Annotated in this window: 12 protein-coding genes and 1 pseudogene; 11 read left to right on the top strand and 2 right to left on the bottom strand. The window is 36.4% G+C overall.

Going from position 1 to position 20,790, the window contains the following annotated elements; genetic code table 11:
* Positions 1-587: 587 nt before the first annotated feature.
* Positions 588-968 (bottom strand): hypothetical protein, encoded by a 381-nt coding sequence (locus tag EZY12_16165; GenBank protein ID QSX66350.1) that lies wholly within the window; start codon positions 966-968, stop codon positions 588-590.
* Positions 969-2,085: 1,117 nt separating this feature from the next.
* On the opposite strand from EZY12_16165, the gene EZY12_16160 reads away from it, so the two are divergent.
* The 6 genes from EZY12_16160 (at position 2,086) to EZY12_16135 (ending at position 11,045) form a co-directional block, all read left to right on the top strand.
* Positions 2,086-2,565, top strand: coding sequence for a YbjN domain-containing protein (locus tag EZY12_16160; GenBank protein ID QSX66349.1), 480 nt, complete (start codon positions 2,086-2,088; stop codon positions 2,563-2,565).
* A gap of 29 nt (positions 2,566-2,594) precedes the next feature.
* The gene (locus EZY12_16155; protein QSX66348.1) at positions 2,595-3,341 is read left to right on the top strand and encodes a lipoate--protein ligase family protein; all 747 of its coding nucleotides are present in this window, start codon (positions 2,595-2,597) and stop codon (positions 3,339-3,341) included.
* Between the two features lie 787 nt (positions 3,342-4,128).
* The gene (locus EZY12_16150) at positions 4,129-4,962 is read left to right on the top strand and encodes a transcription factor RcaD (GenBank protein QSX66347.1); all 834 of its coding nucleotides are present in this window, start codon (positions 4,129-4,131) and stop codon (positions 4,960-4,962) included.
* A gap of 55 nt (positions 4,963-5,017) precedes the next feature.
* Positions 5,018-7,147: an ATP-binding protein gene (locus EZY12_16145; GenBank protein ID QSX66346.1), complete on the top strand. Its 2,130-nt coding sequence runs from the start codon at positions 5,018-5,020 to the stop codon at positions 7,145-7,147.
* A 31-nt stretch (positions 7,148-7,178) separates the two neighbouring features.
* Positions 7,179-9,833, top strand: a complete 2,655-nt coding sequence (locus EZY12_16140) for a PD-(D/E)XK nuclease family protein (protein QSX66345.1) — start codon at positions 7,179-7,181, stop codon at positions 9,831-9,833.
* Positions 9,834-10,160: 327 nt separating this feature from the next.
* On the top strand, positions 10,161-11,045 hold the full coding sequence (locus tag EZY12_16135) for a ParA family protein (GenBank protein ID QSX66344.1): 885 nt from the start codon (positions 10,161-10,163) through the stop codon (positions 11,043-11,045).
* Between the two features lie 1,353 nt (positions 11,046-12,398).
* On the opposite strand, the pseudogene EZY12_16130 reads toward EZY12_16135, so the two are convergent.
* Positions 12,399-12,731 (bottom strand): annotated as a pseudogene (locus tag EZY12_16130) (glutaminase).
* Between the two features lie 766 nt (positions 12,732-13,497).
* Here EZY12_16130 and EZY12_16125 point away from each other — a divergent pair.
* The 5 genes from EZY12_16125 (at position 13,498) to EZY12_16105 (ending at position 20,787) form a co-directional block, all read left to right on the top strand.
* Positions 13,498-14,637, top strand: coding sequence for a septal ring lytic transglycosylase RlpA family protein (locus tag EZY12_16125; protein ID QSX70699.1), 1,140 nt, complete (start codon positions 13,498-13,500; stop codon positions 14,635-14,637).
* A gap of 151 nt (positions 14,638-14,788) precedes the next feature.
* Positions 14,789-16,408, top strand: coding sequence for a bifunctional pantoate--beta-alanine ligase/(d)CMP kinase (locus EZY12_16120; GenBank protein ID QSX66343.1), 1,620 nt, complete (start codon positions 14,789-14,791; stop codon positions 16,406-16,408).
* Positions 16,409-17,152: 744 nt separating this feature from the next.
* A complete protein-coding gene (locus EZY12_16115; protein ID QSX66342.1) occupies positions 17,153-17,752 on the top strand; it encodes a superoxide dismutase in 600 nt (199 codons plus the stop codon).
* Positions 17,753-17,807: 55 nt separating this feature from the next.
* Positions 17,808-19,538 carry an asparagine synthase gene (locus EZY12_16110; GenBank protein ID QSX66341.1) on the top strand — a complete coding sequence of 577 codons (1,731 nt, stop codon included), beginning with the start codon at positions 17,808-17,810 and terminating at the stop codon, positions 19,536-19,538.
* Between the two features lie 4 nt (positions 19,539-19,542).
* The gene (locus tag EZY12_16105; protein QSX66340.1) at positions 19,543-20,787 is read left to right on the top strand and encodes an AAA family ATPase; all 1,245 of its coding nucleotides are present in this window, start codon (positions 19,543-19,545) and stop codon (positions 20,785-20,787) included.
* The last annotated feature ends 3 nt before the right edge of the window (positions 20,788-20,790 follow it).

The following is a 20,790-nucleotide window of genomic DNA, read 5'->3' as shown; positions in this document are numbered from 1 at the left end:
GCAAGTTTAAAAAACGTCTGGGGTGGAAACACGGCAACACTCCCAGGCGTTTTTTAATGGGAATAAAAATTTTCTGGCAATAAACATATCCGAAAAAAATCGTAGAGACGTTCCATGGAACGTCTCTACTTTATAATATAAAATATATTTTCCTGAAAACCAAATGCTCGCTTCATTTGCAAAATATAAAATTCCCGAAATCTTTTGACGATAATTTCATATTTTGGCAATTTGGCAGATATCTATTTTAGTTTTCAGCTTTAATAGAATATCAACAGGGTTAAAGAGAAAGTTGAGAAGTTATTGATGTAGGGATTGCCCCAGCGCTAGAAACTTCTAGACCAGATTATAAGCGATAGATACGGTGCTGTCAATCAAACTCAAGAGAAATATTGCAATATTCAAATCATAGCCACAGCTAACAGCCATTGACTAAAAATCACAGAGAAAATATAGATTAATTAAACTGACTGATTTGCTAATGAACAAACGGATATATTCAGTACAAAATTGTCATGTACGAGTATGAATTAACTTGCAGATAGTTAGACTGTGTAAAAAAGGATGAAAAATTAACAATTTAGTTCTTAATCACGAAGCATTTGGGAAATGATCGCATCAGCTTGTAATCTCTTGTAAGTCAAGTGAACTAGGTTAGCTTCATCTGATTGTCCACAAACATAGCAAGCTAGGCTCAGAGCATCTAACAGCATTAAGGTAGTAACACCTTCTGCTGCTAAAGATGATATATATTCGGAAACACCTTTAGCACATTCTTGTGCTGGCATCAGTACCAGTAGCAACCGTAAACAATCTGCTGATGCCATCATCCCCTCTAACTCCTGAGTCTCTGTGGCTAATTGAACAATGCCTAGAACGATTTGATTGGGAGAAATACCTTCTTTCATGAGTAGGCTAAAGAAGGAAGTTAAATGACATGGAGTGCTGTGATCAAGTTTAATATTCATAGTGCTTATTGAAATCAGTGTAACAATAATCGCAGATTTTTTGGCTAATCCGGAAAAATCTCCAAAAGTTTTTTGGTTTTTTTACGGCTTTTTTAGGTGAGATTCTAGAACCTTCTAGCAGATAGCACCCCAATTTGTCAACTTGCGTTTTAATTAATTATTGTACATTAGGCAATGCACAATTTAACTCATAGTTCCGTATCCCTTGATGCTATAAATTAGCAAATTATTCCTTTTCCATCATCGTTACATCTTGTTAGACTAAACCAGCGAGTAATTTTTGTCATATCCCAAATAAACTGTTTTTGATGACCTGTTTTCAATAAAATTGGTAACTTATGTAACCGACAGAAGGCAGAGAATGATGTAAACTTAATTAAGTAGTAAATAAAGAAACTATTCAAAGTAACTAAAAAGCAAATCAGATCAGCTTTTTGAGTTATTGACTACCACTTTACTTAACTAGACTTTTGTTTGTTGTGTCATTAATGGGACACAGTAGACAATAAATTTTAAAATCTTTACCTAATGTTGACACCCCCATGAGGGTAAACGTGACTTACGTTTAATGGTTCTGGATGTGAACGCCTGAAACCGGGAAAAAATAATTGAAATATTAACCAAGTGTTACCTGTTCAACAATAACTTCAGGTTATTTCATGCCATAGGTCCTAATCCCAGAATAATGTAGTGTTTCGTAGTCAATAGCAGGAAAATATTTCCTACTATTGACGTTTGTGGTCGGTTTGACCAATCCTTATTTCTAAGTAAAGTTTGCTTCAACCTAGTTATCTAAGTTTGTTAAGGTAAAGACACGTTCCTTTCGGAATGTTTAATCAGTACCGACAGAGCATGGAACTAGCGAATCCCAAGGTGTCATGACTTAAATAACGTTTACCCTTTGACTACGCTTGTGGGTGGTCTGGTTCACATCTAATCCGTATTACTACGTTTTAGGATGATCCCAACGGATATGGCTGTGATCTGCATCAATACTGTATCATGTTCTTGGCATTTTGGCATCTTGACTTTGGACGACAGGCAAGGTAGATACTGGCATTTCTGGTAGCATAATAGTAGATTAAAGCAGTAACTATATTTTTAGCAAAAAATCTGTATGGCAAGCTACCTCGAAACCCCATCTCCAGATGAGTTACTGGACGAACTTATTCAAGAAACCACAGCCCCAAACCATGTGGAAGTGATTGAAAATGTAATTGATACCTTAGCACAAGATCAAAGTGCAATGGTTAGTCGTGCTGCTGAGGGTGGATATCTGTGGAAATTCCAGTATGGCAGTGTGGAAGTGTTTGTGCAGTTAACGGGAATTACTGATGAAGATACAATCACAGTCTGGGCTGCGGTGCTAAAGTTACCAGCTAAAGATGAACCAAAATTGACCCGATATCTCTTAGAGTTGAACTGTGTCAGTACCTTTGAAGCCCGTTTTGGGATTATTGACAATCAAGTAGTGGTGATTTCTACACGCACCTTAGCTGAATTGTCACCAGGGGAAGTTTCTCGGATCATTACTATCGTTGCTACTATTGCTGATGATAATGATGAATATCTGCAATCTGAGTTTGGTGCAGTTTAAACAATTTTAGCTTAGGGATGTGAAATTTAATGCCTGAACAGCAGGTATGGCGACTTATTCCGATTTTAGCAGCCGCTGGTGATGTCCAGATGGCTATAGACCGCTGGTTATTGGCACAGCATGAGGCGGGAAAAAATCTGCCAACTTTACGTTTTTATACTTGGTCGCCACCTGCAATTTCTTTGGGTTATCATCAGCGCCACTATCCCGAATTTTGGCAAAATTTAATCTGGAAAGGTGAAAAATTGGATTTGGTGCGTCGTCCTACTGGTGGGAGGGCGGTTTTACATCAAGGTGATTTAACTTACTCTGTGGTGACATCGGGACTAGGGGGAAATCGTCTAGATGTGTATGCAAAGATTTGTGAGTTTTTGATTCAAGGATGGCGATCGCTTGGGATAGAGTTGTATTATGGACAAGCTGGGCGGGGTTATATTCATAATCCTAATTGTTTTGGGACGGCGACAGGTGCAGATTTAGTTTTAGCAGATGGTTCTAAACTCATTGGTAGCGCTCAATTGCGGAAAGCTGAGGCAGTTCTTCAGCATGGTTCTATGCGGTTAAATTCAGATGCAGATTTGTTTGCACAAGTATTTAATGAAGAGTCTTTTAATTCTCTAAAATTTCCTGAAACTATCAATCAAGAAACCATAATTAAGGCTTTAATAGCCGCAGCTTGTGATTTTTTTTCTATGGAAATAGAGGTAAAACCTCTGTCTGAAGATGAGTGGGATCAAATAAGCATCTATCATAAAGAATGTAGAGACGTTCTATAATTAGGTAGGGTGGGAATTACCTACTGGATAAGGGTTTTGGTGGGCAATGCCCACCCTACACTACTTAAAATTTTTCAAATATCATTGATGATTCCTATCTTATTACAGCCTATCTACTGAGAAAGCTACATATAATAGTTTAGTTAAAAGTGCTTGTGAAGGAAATTTAGTCATTGCTGGTACAGTGATTAATTTAAAAGATTTACGATATTTGATGTCTAAATCTAAGAGGATGTTTTAAAAGTTTTCAAGGTATAAATTAACCCCTCTTGTAAACCTCTCCCCGAAGCGGGGTGAGGCTTTGAAACCCCCCTTCCCTCGTAGGGAAGCTACGGTGTACACACAAGTTAAATTACCCCCCTTAATCCCCCCGATGTATTTGGGGGAAACAAGAAAAATTAGTTCCCTCCCCTTTATACCTACGGTGTACACACATCTCTAGACAGGATGCTAAACGTGATCCGATCCCCCTAAATCCCCCTTAAAAAGGGGGACTTTGAAGAATTTAGCCCCCCTTTTTAAGGGGGGTTGGGGGGATCTAAACGTTGTGGGGCAACTCTAGAAGACTTGTGTGTACACCGTAGCGTAGGGAAGGGGGGTAGGGGGGTTAGGTTTTTGGAGATTATTGGTTTTATTTAATACTTTTCAAACACCCTCTAAGGGGGGTAAAAATCACAACTACGCCACGCTATCAAACAACCTCTTAGAGTTAGTATAGAAAATGTATGTTAATTTGTTGTGATTCGCGTTAAAGTAATCAGGTGTCAAATACAGCAAGATTACCCGTATGGAAACGAATGAGTTAAAGTTCCTTTTGAAGCTTTTGGGATGTGCCGACTATCGTACTGGATTGAGTTCCAGCACTTTTAGTTCCTTCAAAGGTAGGGACAAAATTTGTCGAGATTTGGGGGAACGTGAACTGGTAGACTATTCACGGGAGATTGCCACAGTTAAAATTTTACCCCCTGCTCAAGCACTCTTGAAACTCGAATCAGCCGATTTACCCATCACTGACAAAGAGCGTAAGGTGTTGGATAAGCTCAGTAAAGCTACTGCTAAAATCGCCCCCAGTGAAATAACTTTTCTAAAAGCTGCTGAACGAGGAGAGATACTAAAAAGCTTAAGTGAACGCGGTTTAATTGCGACAGAAATCAAAATTCAAAGAATTAAAGCTGAGGTTTGGTTGACTGAAAGAGGAATTGAGTTTTTGCGGGATGAATATATTCCCAACAAGGGAGTTAACCCTGCTGTCAGTTTAGATATGCTGGGTAATTATCTGCACTTTTTACGAAAAAATTTGCGGGTTAAGTCAGAACAAGTTTCTGCTTCACTAGCTGCAAGTGAACCGTCAGATATAAGTGATGAAGAAATTTTAAAAATTATTCAGAAATTAGATCAGGAATTGGGTACAGAGAATTATTTACCTATTTTTCATTTACGGCAAAAATTACAACCACCAATGTCACGGGATGAATTAGATCAGGCATTGTATAGATTGCAGAAAACTGACAAAATTGATTTGAGTTCCTTGCAAGAAGTCAGTGCTTATACACCAAAGCAAATTGATGCTGGTATCCCTCAAAATATTGGTGGTCAACTGTTCTTTATCACTGTCAATTAAAACGATTTCAACTATTTCTTTTTTCATTCGTTTGCCCTCTCACTAACCTATAGCTATGACAGACATCAACAACATTATTAAACGTGAGGTCAATCCTTTTGACATAATCAATTTAAAACCTACTAATTTTTGGGCTGACGAACAAGATTCAACGCTAATGGTTGAGTCAATTCATCAAGAGACAATAATAGAGATTGAAGGTTTACTTGACTTAGTAGGTAAAGATCATCGTAGTCGGACAGTTTTGTTAGCGGGTGATTCTGGTTCTGGTAAAAGTTATTTACTAGGTCGGCTCAAACGTACTCTTAACCCGAAAGCCTTTTTTGCCTATATTCTCTGTAACTGGGCTGATAGCACCTATATTTGGCGGCATATTTTACGGCATACTGTTGATAGTTTAATTCAAGTTCCCGAAGGTGAAAAAGAATCACAGTTAATGTTATGGCTCAAAAGTTTATCTGCATTTAGTAAAGTTAATATAAAACAACGAATATTTAATGATAATTTTTGGGAAGCACTACAAAGCAATCGTCAAAAATTCATCAAACACCTCAAAGATACTTATAAGAAAGCAGGTATTTATAATCCTGACATCTTTTTTGGAGTGCTGCATGATCTCGCAAATCCAGAATTATATGACTTAGCTTGCGAATGGTTGCGCGGGGATGATCTAAGCGAAGAGTCTATGAAAGAAATCAGAGTAAAAAACTGCATTGATACAGAAGATGCTGCAAAAAATATTTTGGCTAACTTTGGCAGAATTTCCACACAAACCCAACCAATAGTTTTATGTTTTGACAATTTAGATACTATGCCCCAGTTACCAGAAGGTTTTCTGGATATACAACCTTTTTTCAATGTCAACACAACTATTCACGGGGATAGTTTAAAAAACTTTTTAGTGATTATCAGTGTTATTACAGATACTTTAAAACGCCATTTTGACAAGATTCTTCCAGCCGATAAAGCAGGAATACATAAAACAATTCAGTTAAAACGTATTAATATAGAACAAGCAGAAGCACTTTGGGCTTATCAACTGAATCCATTACATCAACTAGCAACTCCCAAACCTAAATCTGCTATTTTTCCTCTAAATCAACAAATTTTAGCTACAAATTACCCTGGTGGTAAAACCATGCCTAGAAATACATTAATTCTAGGTCGTGATGAATATCAAAAATATAAAATTTCCCTATTAACTGAAAAGCCAAAGCCAGCAATAGTTGAAGTTCCAATAAATCCCATAAATGTTTTAATACCAGATAAAAATGGGACTCCTAAAACTATACGTATTATTCCCCCAACACAAGTAGATCCAGATAAAAGTAATCAGGATACAACTCAAGCAGAATTTCAATTACTATGGCAGAAAGAATATAACAAAAACCAGGAAAAAATTACCAAAATATCTTTGTTGTCATCATCTGATCTAATTCAGATGTTACAACAAGCTATATCTGCCTTACAAATACAAGAAATTAAGCCTAAACTTGTAAGCGGAAAGTATGCTAATTATTCCTTGAGTTATCAAAAGTCTCACAAACAAGAAAGAGTAGGAGTAGTGTGGACAGAAGATGCAAATATGAATAGTTTTTTTCATATAATGAATGCTTGTCAAACAGCAATTCAAAAAAATCTATGTCAAACTATGTACTTAATTCGTGGTGGAGATTTAGGAAAGCCAAACCTAGCTGGCAATCAAATCTATAGACAGATATTTACAGATACTAATCATGTTCATATCAAACCAAATTTACAGTCTATTCATTACTTGGCAACATACCAAAGTTTGGTAAATTCTGCAAAATCTCAAGACTTAGTAATTAGTGGTAAATCTATTAGTGTACAAAAACTAGAAGTTTTAATTCGTGAATCCCAAATTTTGTATAAATGTACCTTGTTTCAGAATTTAGGAATTGTTTATAAACAAGAAACACCACCAGATACCAATAGAAATGGCAAAAAAGATTTAAGACCCGTTAAGGATTTCTTATTAAATCTTGTCACAACTCAGCAATTTATGGGAGTACCTACTTTGATTTCACAGGCTGCTAATCAGTTTTCTGATACTCAAGAAACTGATATTCAACATTTAATTGATCTATTATGTCAAGAAAAGAAAGTGAAGTTAATTAACCCAAAAGCTAAATTACCAGATCAATTAATTTGTTTAGTTGCTTAAATCTACTTATCTTTTAAGATATTATCAGCCAATGCACTACCTGACAAAATCTTCTGAAATCTACAATCAAATATCTCAACTAGGAACTTATAAAGTTTTATGGCTAGATACAGAAATTGCTGATTGGAATACTCACTATCCCAAATTAGCACTAATTCAAGCATTGGCTAATCCTACGGACTTAACAGGTGAATATGCTTACCTTTTTGATGTTTTAGATAAACCTGATTTAGCAGAATATTTTATTAACCAAATTATGGTTAATCCCCAAATTGAAAAAGTATTTCATAGTGCGGGTTTTGATTTAAAATATCTGGGAAAAACTTTAGCCCAAAATGTTACCTGTACTTTAAAATTAGCCCAAAAAATTAACCGTAAAGTTTTACAAACTACCAACTTAAAACTAAAAACTTTAGCGACTGAACTCTGTCACTTTTCTCATGTAGATGCTGAAGAAGGAACAAGCGATTGGGGACAACGCCCTCTCTCTCAAAAACAACTAAACTATGCAGCAATGGATACAGTATATCTCGCTGCTGTTCATCGTCGCTTACTGCAAATATCTAACCCTGATGCTATTAGTAATATATTTAATATGGTAAATCATCAATCAGAAAATTCTTCTTTAACTCCGACTAAAGTGAGATTGGCTTTTGAATGTCCTCGTTTATTTTACCTTAACCATAAATTTGGTGATAAAGCCATATTTTTCCCTAAAAATGTAGTATCAGGAATTGGTAATGCTTTTCATAAATTAGCAGATGATTTTATTAACTTACTGATTATTGAACCACAAATTAAATCTTTATTCAACCCAGATGCAACCAGAATAAATGTAGATGAAATAGCCTCAGAAATTCAACAAATATTCTACCAAGTTAAATTTTTCCCTTATTTACAAAATACTATTAGTCAAGATCCTAGTAAAGCACCCGCTTTATTACAAGTTTGGCAGGGAATACAAGGACTTATTAAACAATTGACGGAATTATTAATTATTAATCGCCGTTATTGCAGTGCAGAAACAGTGATTAGAAATACTTTTATTAATGAAGAACGCATTTTAGAACATTATTTTAATTTACCTAATAGCACAAAACAACTGGTAAGAGGTGAATTTGATTGTTTAGTTTTTAACTTTGAACTCAAACGCCTTTGTATGATAGAGTTTAAAACCTATCAACCTGTAGATTCAGCAGCACAATTAGCACAAGTTTCTCTCTATAGTTATATGTTATGGGAGAAGAAAAAAGCACCTGTTGATTCTGCTGTTTATTGTGTTTTACCTGATTTTAAAGAATACAAATATTCTTGGGAACAATTAGAAAATACAGTTCATCAATTAATTCCTTACAAACTATTACAGATGCAACAATGGTTGAGTTGGGAATCTCCAAATCCTAACCCACCACCAGTTACAACTCAACCTCATTTATGTGAAATTTGCCCTCAACAACAAAAATGTCAGACTTTTTTTAATACTAATGTTTCTTTGCATCAATGTATAGAGAAAATGATAGATATATGTGATCTGTTGAGAACTACGTCAACTATTAATGCTGATGAAACAGGGGAATCTTTAGTTACAAATGTGGAATCTGATCCCCCCCAACCCCCCTTAGAAAGGGGGGAGAGTTTACCAAATATTAATGCTGATGAAATAGGAGAAGCTTTGGTTAATACTTTGCAATCTTTTGGTATTGGTGTTGAGTATCAAGGTGCTGCTGTAAGTCCAGCATTTATTCGAGTAAAACTTAAACCAAATCTGGGTGTTAAAGTCAGTTCTCTATTACGATTATCCGCTGATTTACAAGTACAATTGGGGTTAGAATATCCGCCTTTAATTGCTCCCCAAGCTGGTTATGTGAGTATTGATTTACCCCGTACAGATAGACAAATTGCCAAATTTGAAGATTATATTAAAAAGCAATTTTTACCCCCAACAGCACCCGTGAAAATTGCCATTGGCGTGAGTATTGATGGTAAATTGTTAGAGGCTGATTTATCAGATCCGAATACTTGTCATTTTTTGGTTGGGGGAACAACTGGAAGCGGTAAAAGCGAATTTTTGCGATCGCTCCTGCTCAGTTTACTCTACCGTCATTCTCCCCAACATTTGAAAATTGCTTTAGTTGATCCTAAGCGGGTGACATTTCCAGAGTTTGAGCAAATGTCGTGGTTATATTCACCAGTAGTCAAAGATAGCGATCGCGCTGTAGAATTAATGCAAGAATTAGTTGCAGAGATGGAATCTCGCTATCAAAAATTTGAAAAAGCTAAATGTGCTGATTTAATTACCTATAATCAACGTTCTTCTCCATCTTTGCCGCGAATAGTCTGTATATTTGATGAATATGCCGATTTTATGGCAGAAAAAGAAATTCGCACCATATTGGAACAAAGTATCAAACGTCTAGGCGCAATGGCAAGAGCCGCCGGAATTCATCTAATTATTTCCACACAACGTCCAGAAGCCAGTATTGTCACCCCAATTATTCGTTCTAACTTACCTGGACGGGTTGCACTCAGCACCAAAAGCGAAGCTGATTCAAAAATAATCTTAGGTGGGACATCAACCGTAGCAGCTTACCTGATAGGGAAAGGCGATTTAGTTTACCAAGTTGGTTCGCAACTACAACGTCTTCAGAGCTTATTAGCACAAAATATTCAACTCCCATTACTGTAGAGACGCTTCATGAAACGTCCCTACATCTGCTAAGAGACCTCCAAATCAAAAAATATCCCAAATTCTCTTGTGGTGCAGGCATCTTTGTTAATAATACAAGGACGGGCAGGATGCCCATCCCACAAGATTGGATTATTTTTTTTGTGGAGTTCTCTAATTAAGAACGTCTCTACATTTGCTAATTAAGTCCATTCTCATAAAGAAATGGTATCTATTACAAATCCTACTTTTCCACATCCCCCAAAAGACTAAAATTAACCAAAGTGAAAATCTATTAGATAATATGAACGCTACCTCAATGGAAAAGCGTCAGTAGGGGAATTAAAAATGGGATATGTAATTGCAACCGCAAACATGAAAGGTGGAGTCGGTAAAACTACCATCACCGTCAATATAGCTACTTGCTTGGCGAAAAATCACGGAAAAAAAGTCCTGGTTTTAGATTTAGACAGTCAAATTAGTGCCACACTGAGTTTAATGTCACCAGTAGATTTTGCCAAACGTCGCAAGCAACGAAAGACATTTAGATATTTGCTAGATCAAATTATTAACCCTGAACCAGAAGCAAAATTTACAATTGGGGATATCATTCAACCTCAAATTTGTAATCTGACCGGATTAAATTTATTACCGGGAGATATAGACTTATATGATGAATTTGTCGTTTCGGAAATGCTGCATAATCAATCAGTAGCATTGGGAGAACAGGATTTTGAAAATATCTGGAATCGCTTTGAAAGAGTTTTAATTAGAGATATTTTAAAACCCGTGCGAGATGAATATGATTTTATTCTTTTAGATTGCGCTCCCGGTTACAATCTATTAACTCGCAGTGCTTTAGCTACAAGTGATTTCTATATTCTCCCAGCTAAACCAGAACCCTTATCTGTTGTGGGAATTCAACTTTTAGAAAGACGCATTGCCCAATTAAAAGAAAGTCACGAACACGAAGCCAACATAGATATTAAAATGTTGGGAATTGTCTTTAGTATGTCCAGTGCAAATCTCCTAAATGGTAGATATTATAAACAGGTAATGCACCGAGTTATCGAAGATTTTGGAGTAGATAAAATCTGTAAAGCACAAATACCAGTTGATGTTAATGTTGCTAAAGCTGTTGATAGTTTTATGCCTGTATCCTTACTAAGTCCGAATACAGCAGGTTCTAAAGCATTTATGCAATTAACTCAGGAATTATTGCAGAAATTGTAAATTGAATATAGCCCCTATTTTTTTTTAAAGTGGGGGATCTGAATATCTAGCATTAAAAATTCTGAACTATGATTTACGTGATTAATTTGATGAAGATGATTAATTAATGTGTGAAAGCAATTAATCATCTTCATCACAAAAATCATAAAAATCACAGTTCAGACATATTTTCCATAATAAACACTAGCATTAAAAGTTCTGAACTATGATTTACGTGATTAATTTGATGAAGATGATTAATTAATGTGTAAAAGCAATTAATCATCTTGATCACAAAAATCATAAAAATCACAGTTCAGACGGATTTTCCATAATGAACTCTAGCATTAAAAATTCTGAACTATGATTTACGTGATTAATTTGATGAAGATGATTAATTAATGTGTAAAAGCAATTAATCATCTTGATCACAAAAATCATAAAAATCACAGTTCAGACATATTTTCCATAATGAACTCTAGCATTAAAAATTCTGAACTATGATTTACGTGATTAATTTGATGAAGATGATTAATTAATGTGTAAAAGCAATTAATCATCTTGATCACAAAAATCATAAAAATCACAGTTCAGACATATTTTCCATAATAAACACTAGCATTAAAAGTTCTGCACTATGATTTACGTGATTAATTTGATGAAGATGATTAATTAATGTGTGAAAGCAATTAATCATCTTGATCACAAAAATCATAAAAATCATAGTTCAGACGGATTTTCCATAATAAACACTAGCATTAAAAATTCTGAACTATGATTTACGTGATTAATTTGATGAAGATGATTAATTAATGTGTAAAAGCAATTAATCATCTTGATCACGAAAATCATAAAAATCACAGTTCAGACGGATTTTCCATAATTAACTCTAGCATTAAAAATTCTGAACTATGATTTACGTGATTAATTTGATGAAGATGATTAATTAATGTGTAAAAGCAATTAATCATCTTGATCACAAAAATCATAAAAATCATAGTTCAGACGGATTTTCCATAATAAACACTAGCATTAAAAGTTCTGAACTATGATTTACGTGATTAATTTGATGAAGATGATTAATTAATGTGTAAAAGCAATTAATCATCTTGATCACAAAAATCATAAAAATCACAGTTCAGACATATTTTCCATAATAAACACTAGCATTAAAAGTTCTGCACTATGATTTACGTGATTAATTTGATGAAGATGATTAATTAATGTGTGAAAGCAATTAATCATCTTGATCACAAAAATCATAAAAATCATAGTTCAGACGGATTTTCCATAATAAACACTAGCATTAAAAGTTCTGCACTATGATTTACGTGATTAATTTGATGAAGATGATTAATTAATGTGTGAAAGCAATTAATCATCCAAAAAGATGTAATCCCAACCGTTGCGATAGTTCCTCACACACTTTAAAACATAATCCCTACCATGATCTGCTAATGCCTGTCCATAGACAAAGACTTTAGAAATTGACTGGATAGTAAACAGTTATTGAAAATCGCCAACTTCGTAAATTTGACTATCTGTAGTCACAATACAAATGCTAAATAAGTCGGGATTTACCTTTGCAAGTTCGGGAATATAGTTGGCTACTACACCATCTTTCAGGGATTTATACTGGGAGTATAATTCTTGGAGAATGTCTAAAAGTGCTGGTGGTAATATTTCTGGATTTTCTGGATTAGACATAGGGTTGATTGATTGATACAAAATTGATTACTAGTATTATTACGAAAATAGCTATTCTATAGTTTTATTTTATACCTTAGTGTGCATATATATGTGCTTGCCACTCTTCTCATTGTCTCATTTATTATTGATCGGGGGATAAGAATAAATACTTACTGGAGATAAATCACTTTTATTATTTTGGTATTTTATGTATAAATTAAGACTAATTAATGAAAAATATTTAGCTGTATTTACTTATCTAGAATGTAGATAAAAAACTATGTATTGAGTGAAAAAGACCAAAAGATTTTTAGGGTTCAACCTTTGTATAGATTGTGTTTTCTCTGATTATATCTGCTGATAATCAAATTATTGAAAGTAAGATTTTATATAAACGCAAGTTAGCTTGATAGGCTTTTCAATACCTCAAGATTTGCGATTACTGATAAGAAATGTTAGGTAGTAACCGTTGAATTACATGATCAGCCAAGATTAAGTTTTTTTAAGAAAATATGGAAATTTTAAAAAAAAACGTTACATAGCCAAAGTCCTGAATTAATCACGGTTTACAAGCTCAAATCTAACTGTAAATTTGGCCATTGGTTGGAGACTTACGCTAAAACCCTGATCCCCAAGCCCAAAAATTCATGCTAATGTATTCGAGTTACAAAACACAAAGTGAAAACGGAACGGGTTCGAGTTTCCAGCGAAAGTCACTATTCACAAGGTGAAAAACCCGCTAATCAAAAAACTTAAGTTCTATAGTCGCTTTAAAATCGGACGCATGAATCAAAGACATTTGTGGACTACAGTTGCCGTATTTCTGGCTGTTTTGGGTTTACCCTTAGTTGGTCGAACTCAAACTAGTGAGGAAAGTTCCCCAACTAGCCAAGTATCACTAACAGGTGATGCTGTCAAAGTAGGAGAATACCAATCCCCAACAGAAAAACCCACCTCAGATCCTGTGATTACTAGAATTTATCCTCACAGTGTTCGTGGTTTACAAGCAGCAACTCTTTATGTTCGGGACATTCCTGTTCTGACGTTTCTGGGTTCTACCCCAGTTAGTAAAAAAGAAACCAAAGTTGGAGTAATTAGCAATAATGAGAATGTCAATTCTGACTCTCTTGTTACTACCAGTTCAGCCAAGGTTGCCAGTTTTAGCAATGCTGGTAATACAATCAAATTTAACAAAAAAGTTAGTTCCGTTGACAATGAACCAGTTCAGAAAGCTAGTGTCATAGCCGCTAGAATTAATGAACTCATCGAAAAAAATGTAGACGCAAGCAAGATTACCGTTAGTTGGAAAGCAGCGGATAATTCCATAATTAACAATAAAGCCGATAAAAAAGGCTTCTTAAGTCAACAACCGTCAGGCGAGCGCTACACCATTACAATTGACGGTCAAGAACTGGTAGAAGTCAATAAAGGGATACGATTGGCAGATAGCGCCCATAGTGACAGGGTGGTGCAAACCGTAAATCTTTCCCAAGATGCCTTACAAGCAACTAATAGACTGCGGAGACTCATAGGCAACGCGTCTCCCATTAACGAAATTACTAACTTACCAGTAGCTAAATCAGCATCCCCACTCAAGCTACCGCAAAAGATTGCCTTCGGTAATATCAATCTCAGTTTTCAGGGCGTAGCTTCTTGGTACGGTTATGATGGCTCTGGCAGTCAAACAGCCAGTGGTGAAAGATATAATCCTGAAGGATTAACTGCTGCTCACCGGAGCTTACCCCTGGGGACAAAAATCCGTGTAACTAACACCCGTAATGGTCGCTCTGTCGTCGTGCGAATCAATGACAGAGGTCCATACATCCGGGGTCGAATTATTGATGTTTCCGCTGGTGCTGCTAGATTATTAGGCATGATTGGCAGTGGTGTTGCTCCAGTCAGTCTTGAGGTTTTGGGAAGATAACCCGCTTCCTAGTTCTGACTCTCTTTTCGCTCTTCAATATTAATTAACCCCTGGTTCATTGATCATTATCCCCCAATTATTGCTTGCGCCACTCTGCGCTATCAGATATAAACTAACGGGGGAAAGGATAGAAAGGAACTAGGGGTATTTTGTGCGTGTGCTGACAACAGTTGCAGCTTTACGCTGCTATTTAAATCGCCGCCGCTGCCAAAGCCAGCGGCGGCCACCAGAGGATCTCGGACTTGATGAACAAACTAGTTGGTATCCCACAGATGTTGGTTTAGTGCCAACTATGGGGGGTTTACATCAAGGTCATTTAAGCTTAATTAACCGAGCTAGACAGGAAAATTCGACGGTGATTGTCAGTATTTTTGTCAATCCCCTGCAATTTGGACCCCATGAGGACTATCAAAGCTATCCCCGGACTTTAGAACAAGACCGACAATTTTGTGAACAAGCTGGGGTAGATGTGATTTTCGCCCCAACTCCGGAAGAAATTGGTATACCTGGGAAGAATATAGCAGAAACTCAGGTGACACAAGTGATCCCTCCATCTGATATGATATCTAGCTTGTGTGGTAATTTTCGGCCGGGTCATTTTCAAGGAGTGGCCACGATTGTTACCAAGCTTTTTAATTTGGTACAACCTGACCGAGCTTACTTCGGACAAAAGGATGGTCAACAACTAGCAATTATTAAACGGTTAGTAGCTGATTTAAATTTGCCAGTAGAGATTGTTACTTGTCCTACAGTGCGGGAAATTTCCGGCTTGGCTTTAAGTTCTCGTAATCAATATTTGACTACCACAGAAAAAGAGCAAGCAAGGGTGCTATTTAAAGGTTTACGGCAAGCTGAAGCGGCGTTTCGGGCTGGCGTTCGTCACAGCAGTGAACTCATAGCATTGGCGCGGCAAGAAATCGCCAAAGTTAGCAATATCAGCTTGGAATATATTGAATTAGTTGAACCGAATACGTTGATGTTTTTAGAAAAAGTTGAGGATGAAGGAATGTTGGCGATCGCTGCTCGTCTTGGTTCTACACGGCTAATTGACAACACGGTTTTACGCGATGTCAACGACGGGTTACGCCAACCGATTATCGCTATTGATGGCCCTGCTGGTGCTGGTAAATCTACAGTCGCTCGCCAAGTGGCACATCAATTAGGCTTAGTATATCTAGATACGGGGGCTATGTACCGGGCTATTACTTGGCTGGTGCTGGAACAGGGGATTGCCATTGATGACGATTGTGCTGTTGCTGAATTAGCGACTCGGTGTAAAATTGAACTGACTCCTAGCCAAAGTTTGCAATCTCCCGTCAAAGTCCAGATTAATGATATAGATGTCACTCAAAAAATTCGCACAATTGCAGTGACATCTCTTGTATCTGCGATCGCTGCCCAAAGTGCAGTTCGGCAAGCATTGGTGCAACAACAGCAAAGTTGGGGACAACGTGGGGGTTTAGTGGCTGAAGGTCGAGACATTGGCACTCATGTTTTCCCAGATGCGGAAATTAAAATTTTCTTAACTGCTTCTGTGGGAGAACGGGCGCGTCGTCGTCAGCAAGACTTTCAAACCCAAAATCAACCCGAAGTTAGTTTAGAACAGCTAGAACGGGATATTGCTGAACGCGACTTGAAAGATAGCACTCGGAAGGTTTCCCCTTTGCAAAAAGCGGCTGATGCTATTGAACTCCAAACCGATGGTTTAACTGCTTCTGAGGTTGCGGCACAAATTATTAGCCATTACAATCAGCGTCTTTCGCATTGGTAAGTTGTTCCGCATTTAAATTGTATAACCTCTTATAGCGGTATGCACTTAAATGAGATACAGTCATTAAATCACAAACCCTGTAGGGGCGGGGTTTACCCGCACTCGATTGTATTTCATGCTAAACATTGTGGGGTGGGCATCCTTGCTGACAAGTGTAGGTTTTTTACATTGTCTTGAGGACAAGACTTGGGGGACAAGGCAGACAAGGTGACAAGGGAGGAAAACCGTAGAAAGGAATGTATGATTGGTAATAGAACACACTACAATTGAGTGTTTTGTGGATAAAATCCCCCTTGTCTTCCTTGTCTTCCTAGTCTTGGCTCTACAGAAAATATTAAAAACCTACACCTGTCAGGGGCATCCCTGCCCGCCCGAATATTTAAATTAGGTGCGTTTTAGCTGAGTAACGACAAATAGGCGGGTTTTGCTAGGTATTGCCCACCCTACTTTTGAGTAGTGCAAATTTTTGGTTGTTAACATAGTATCGTAAACTATTTACATATTAATTCATCTAACTTGAGATGGATATTAGCCCCAGTTGATGATTATATATTTTGGAGTAGTAGCTGATTAAACTCCCTATTTTGGCGTTATTTGCTTTATTGACAAACTACTGTAGAATAAAAATGTTAAGTTTTATGTCCCCATACTAAGGATATAAAAAAACACCATACAAAATCTGTAATTTCCTAAGCTTCCTTCATAGCTTGCAACTAGAAAACAGTAAAAAGAGGATTTCATAAAATGGCATTTACACAACTTCCTTTACCTTTTGCAACGGACGCTTTAGAGTCTTATGGCATGAAAGCTGAAACCTTTGAGTATCATTATGGTAAGCATCATGCAGCTTATGTAACCAACCTCAACAACTTGACGAAGGATACAGAATTAGCTAATAAGTCTTTAGAAGAAGTGATCCAAATTGCTTTTAAAGACTCTGCTAAAGCGGGAATCTTCAACAATGCGGCTCAAGTTTGGAATCATTCCTTCTTCTGGAATTGCTTGAAACCAGCAGGTGGCGGCGCACCTACAGGCGCATTAGCGGCTAAAATTGAAAAAGATTTTGGTAGCTTCGAGAAGTTCAAAGAAGAATTTTCCGCTGCTGCTGCAACTCAATTCGGTAGTGGTTGGGCTTGGTTGGTTGATGATGGTGGTACACTCAAAGTTATGAAAACCCCCAACGCTGAAAACCCCCTGGCACATGGTAAAAAAGCACTGCTTACCATTGACGTTTGGGAACACGCATACTACATTGATTTCAAAAATGCTCGTCCCGGATTCATCAAGAATTTCTTAGATAATTTGGTGAATTGGGATTTTGTCGCGGCAAATTTTGCTGCTTAGACTTTAATGGGAGAAGAGGTAATTGATAATTACCTCCTCCCAAATACTCAAACTCATGCTATTTAATTTTTTTAAAACTTCTCAATCTTCCATTGCCAATATTAAATTTAAGTCTAGTTGGTGCGTAGCTTACGGAAAACTCGATAATTTAACAGCAGATGTAATTTGGCAAGATCAGCAATTTGCAGTTATTTCCAAATCAGAAAAATTTGCACTGAGTCCGACTAAAAGATTTGTAGTAGTTGGGGATATTTGGCTAAGTAATCGAAGTGAATTACTGCAAAAATTAGGAATTGAAATTAATGATCCTTGCAGTAATCAACAACTGGTTGCTCAACTTTGGGAAAAATACAATTCTGAATGTTTAACCCTACTAGTGGGAATGTTTGGGTTAGTAGTTTGGGATTGTGAAAAACAGGAATTATATTTAATTAGAGATGCCATAGGTGGCAACACTTTATATTATACTACAACTGGTGTAACTTGTTGGATATCCTCAAAATTAAGAACTCTTGCACCTTATCGTAGTGATAATTTAGATTTAATTGCATTACGAGATTATCTTTGTTGTGCATTTGTGCCTGGAGAAAGGACACTTTGGCAAGATATCAAGGAAATTCGTCCTGGTACTTTTCTGCAAATGCCATTAAATAAATATTATCATTATTGGCAACTAAAAGAACAAATTATAGACACAAATCAATCTTTAGAATGGTATGCAGAAAAACTCCGTTCTTTACTTGAACAAGTTGTTAAAGAATATTTACCAGAAAATCAACCTGTGGGTATTTTTCTTTCTGGTGGTTTAGATTCTAGCAGTATTACCGCATTAGCAGCAAAATTGCATCATGCACCAATTCATACCTATTCTATTCATTTTGGTGCAGAAACTGCGAACGAATTAGAATTTTCTAGTTTAGTTGCTCAATATTGCCAAACGCAACATCATATTTTAGAAATTACCTTGCGGGATATGTGGGAAGGTCTTCCCGAAACAATGGCTTATTTAGATGATCCTATTGGAGATCCTTTAACAGTCCCAAATTTATTAATAGGTAGAATGGCACGGGAAAACGTGCAGATTACACTCAATGGAGAAGGAGGAGATCCTTGTTTTGGTGGTCCAAAAAATCAACCCATGTTAATTAATAGTTTATATGGTGCTATTAATAACCAGGATTCACTACAGGCATTTTTAATTTCTTTTCAAAAGTGCGCTTTAGATTTGCCGCAACTTTTAAAACCGGAAATTTGGCAAAGTTTGAAAAATGAACCATCTGTATTTTATAATGATTTAAATGCTGATGCTAATTATTTAAATAGATTAATGGCATTGAATATTAAATTTAAAGGTGCAGATCAGATTTTAACCAAGGTGAATAATTTAACCCAAGCAGCAGATTTACAAGGTTTGTCACCATTATTTGACCAGCGCGTAGTTGAATTAAGTATGCAAATTCCTCCAGAATATAAACTTTCAGGAGTTGAGGAAAAGGCAGTTTTAAAAAAAGCAGTTAGTGATATTTTACCACCTAGTATTATTCATCGTCCTAAAAGTGGGATGATGGTTCCTGTCCAATTGGGATTTAGAAAATATTGGCAACAGGAAGCGAGGAAATTATTGTTAAATAGAAATAGTGAGATTTCAGCTTATATCAATCAGGATATATTGCGTGAGTGGTTAGATTTTAAAGGGGATGTTTGGGGAAGATATGGTGTTAAGCTGTGGTTATTGGTGAGTTTGGAAATTTGGTTACAGGTAAATAAATCTATATTCAAAAAGTAGTCAAATGTTAAAAGAACTTCATTTAAGGTCTGTTGGACCATCTTCTCAATTTGATGTTGAATTTGCTGATAGACTCAACATTTTTACTGGGGATAATGGACTAGGTAAAAGTTTTTTACTAGATGTTGCTTGGTGGGTACTTACCGGAAATTGGGTAGAACAACCCGCTTATCCGCAAAGAAATACAGAAGAAATTCCTAGAATTATCTCCCAAATTAGTACCAAAGATGGTATACAAGACTATCAAAGTGGTTTTAATTTTTCTGAACAACAATGGACAAATGTAGAGTCACCTCCTGAATTAAACGAGGTAGTTATTTTTGTTCGCGTTGATGGTAGTTTCTCTGTTTTTGATCCTATTCGCAACCGTGATAGTGCTTATAATTTTACTCCATATACACTTTGGAATGGCTTGAAATTAAAGAGAACAACTCTTTGTCGTGGACTAATTCAAGATTGGGTAACATGGCAAAATCAACCACAAAAAATGCCATTTCAACTTTTATCTGATGTCATAAAACGACTTTCACCCCATCCAGATGAATGGATAGAAATAGGAGAACCGACGCGAGTATCTGTGGATGATGTGCGCGACATTCCCACAATTAATCTTCCTTATGGTAATATTCCTATTACCCAAGCTTCAGCAGGAATGAAGCGGATTTTGGGACTTGCTTATTTGTTGGTATGGACTTGGTATGAACACGAAAAAGCTTCAGAACTCAGAAAGCAAGAACCAATGAATCAAATAGTTTTGTTAATTGATGAAATTGAGTCTCACTTGCATCCTCGCTGGCAAAGAGTCATTTTACCATCTATCTTATCCGTCGTAAATCAGTTAAAACCAAATATAACAGTACAAGCTTTAGTAACTACTCATTCTCCACTTGTATTGGCTTCATTAGAACCAATTTTTGATGAAGAACAAGATAAATTATTTTTATTTGAATTGCAAGGAAAAGACGTTGAACTAAATGAAATTTCCTGGACTAAACAAGGAGATACAGTAGGATGGTTAACATCGGAAATATTTGGACTAAAACAAGCGCGTTCTCAAGAATCAGAAACCGCAATTGAAGCCGCAGAAGCGTGGATGCGTAATGATGATATGAATGCTTTTCCTGAAAATTTGAGAACACAATCACAAATTCATCAAGAACTGCAAAGACTTTTACCAGGACATGATTCATTTTGGCCACGTTGGATAGTTACAGCAGAAAAAAGAAATTCAAGATCATCAGACTCATAAGAC

This window comes from Dolichospermum sp. DET69 (assembly GCA_017355425.1).
Taxonomy (GTDB): Bacteria; Cyanobacteriota; Cyanobacteriia; order Cyanobacteriales; family Nostocaceae; genus Dolichospermum.
The sequence above is the reverse complement of the archived record's forward strand: the minus strand, read 5'-3'. Positions and strand labels throughout refer to the sequence as shown.

Bases quoted from the DNA above. Each gene is read 5' to 3' on its own strand.
- EZY12_16165 (QSX66350.1), bottom strand. From the start codon at position 968: ATGAATATTAAACTTGATCACAGCACTCCATGTCATTTAACTTCCTTC.
- EZY12_16160 (QSX66349.1), top strand. From the start codon at position 2,086: ATGGCAAGCTACCTCGAAACCCCATCTCCAGATGAGTTACTGGACGAA.
- EZY12_16155 (QSX66348.1), top strand. From the start codon at position 2,595: ATGCCTGAACAGCAGGTATGGCGACTTATTCCGATTTTAGCAGCCGCT.
- EZY12_16150 (QSX66347.1), top strand. From the start codon at position 4,129: ATGGAAACGAATGAGTTAAAGTTCCTTTTGAAGCTTTTGGGATGTGCC.
- EZY12_16145 (QSX66346.1), top strand. From the start codon at position 5,018: ATGACAGACATCAACAACATTATTAAACGTGAGGTCAATCCTTTTGAC.
- EZY12_16140 (QSX66345.1), top strand. From the start codon at position 7,179: ATGCACTACCTGACAAAATCTTCTGAAATCTACAATCAAATATCTCAA.
- EZY12_16135 (QSX66344.1), top strand. From the start codon at position 10,161: ATGGGATATGTAATTGCAACCGCAAACATGAAAGGTGGAGTCGGTAAA.
- EZY12_16125 (QSX70699.1), top strand. From the start codon at position 13,498: ATGAATCAAAGACATTTGTGGACTACAGTTGCCGTATTTCTGGCTGTT.
- EZY12_16115 (QSX66342.1), top strand. From the start codon at position 17,153: ATGGCATTTACACAACTTCCTTTACCTTTTGCAACGGACGCTTTAGAG.
- EZY12_16110 (QSX66341.1), top strand. From the start codon at position 17,808: ATGCTATTTAATTTTTTTAAAACTTCTCAATCTTCCATTGCCAATATT.
- EZY12_16105 (QSX66340.1), top strand. From the start codon at position 19,543: ATGTTAAAAGAACTTCATTTAAGGTCTGTTGGACCATCTTCTCAATTT.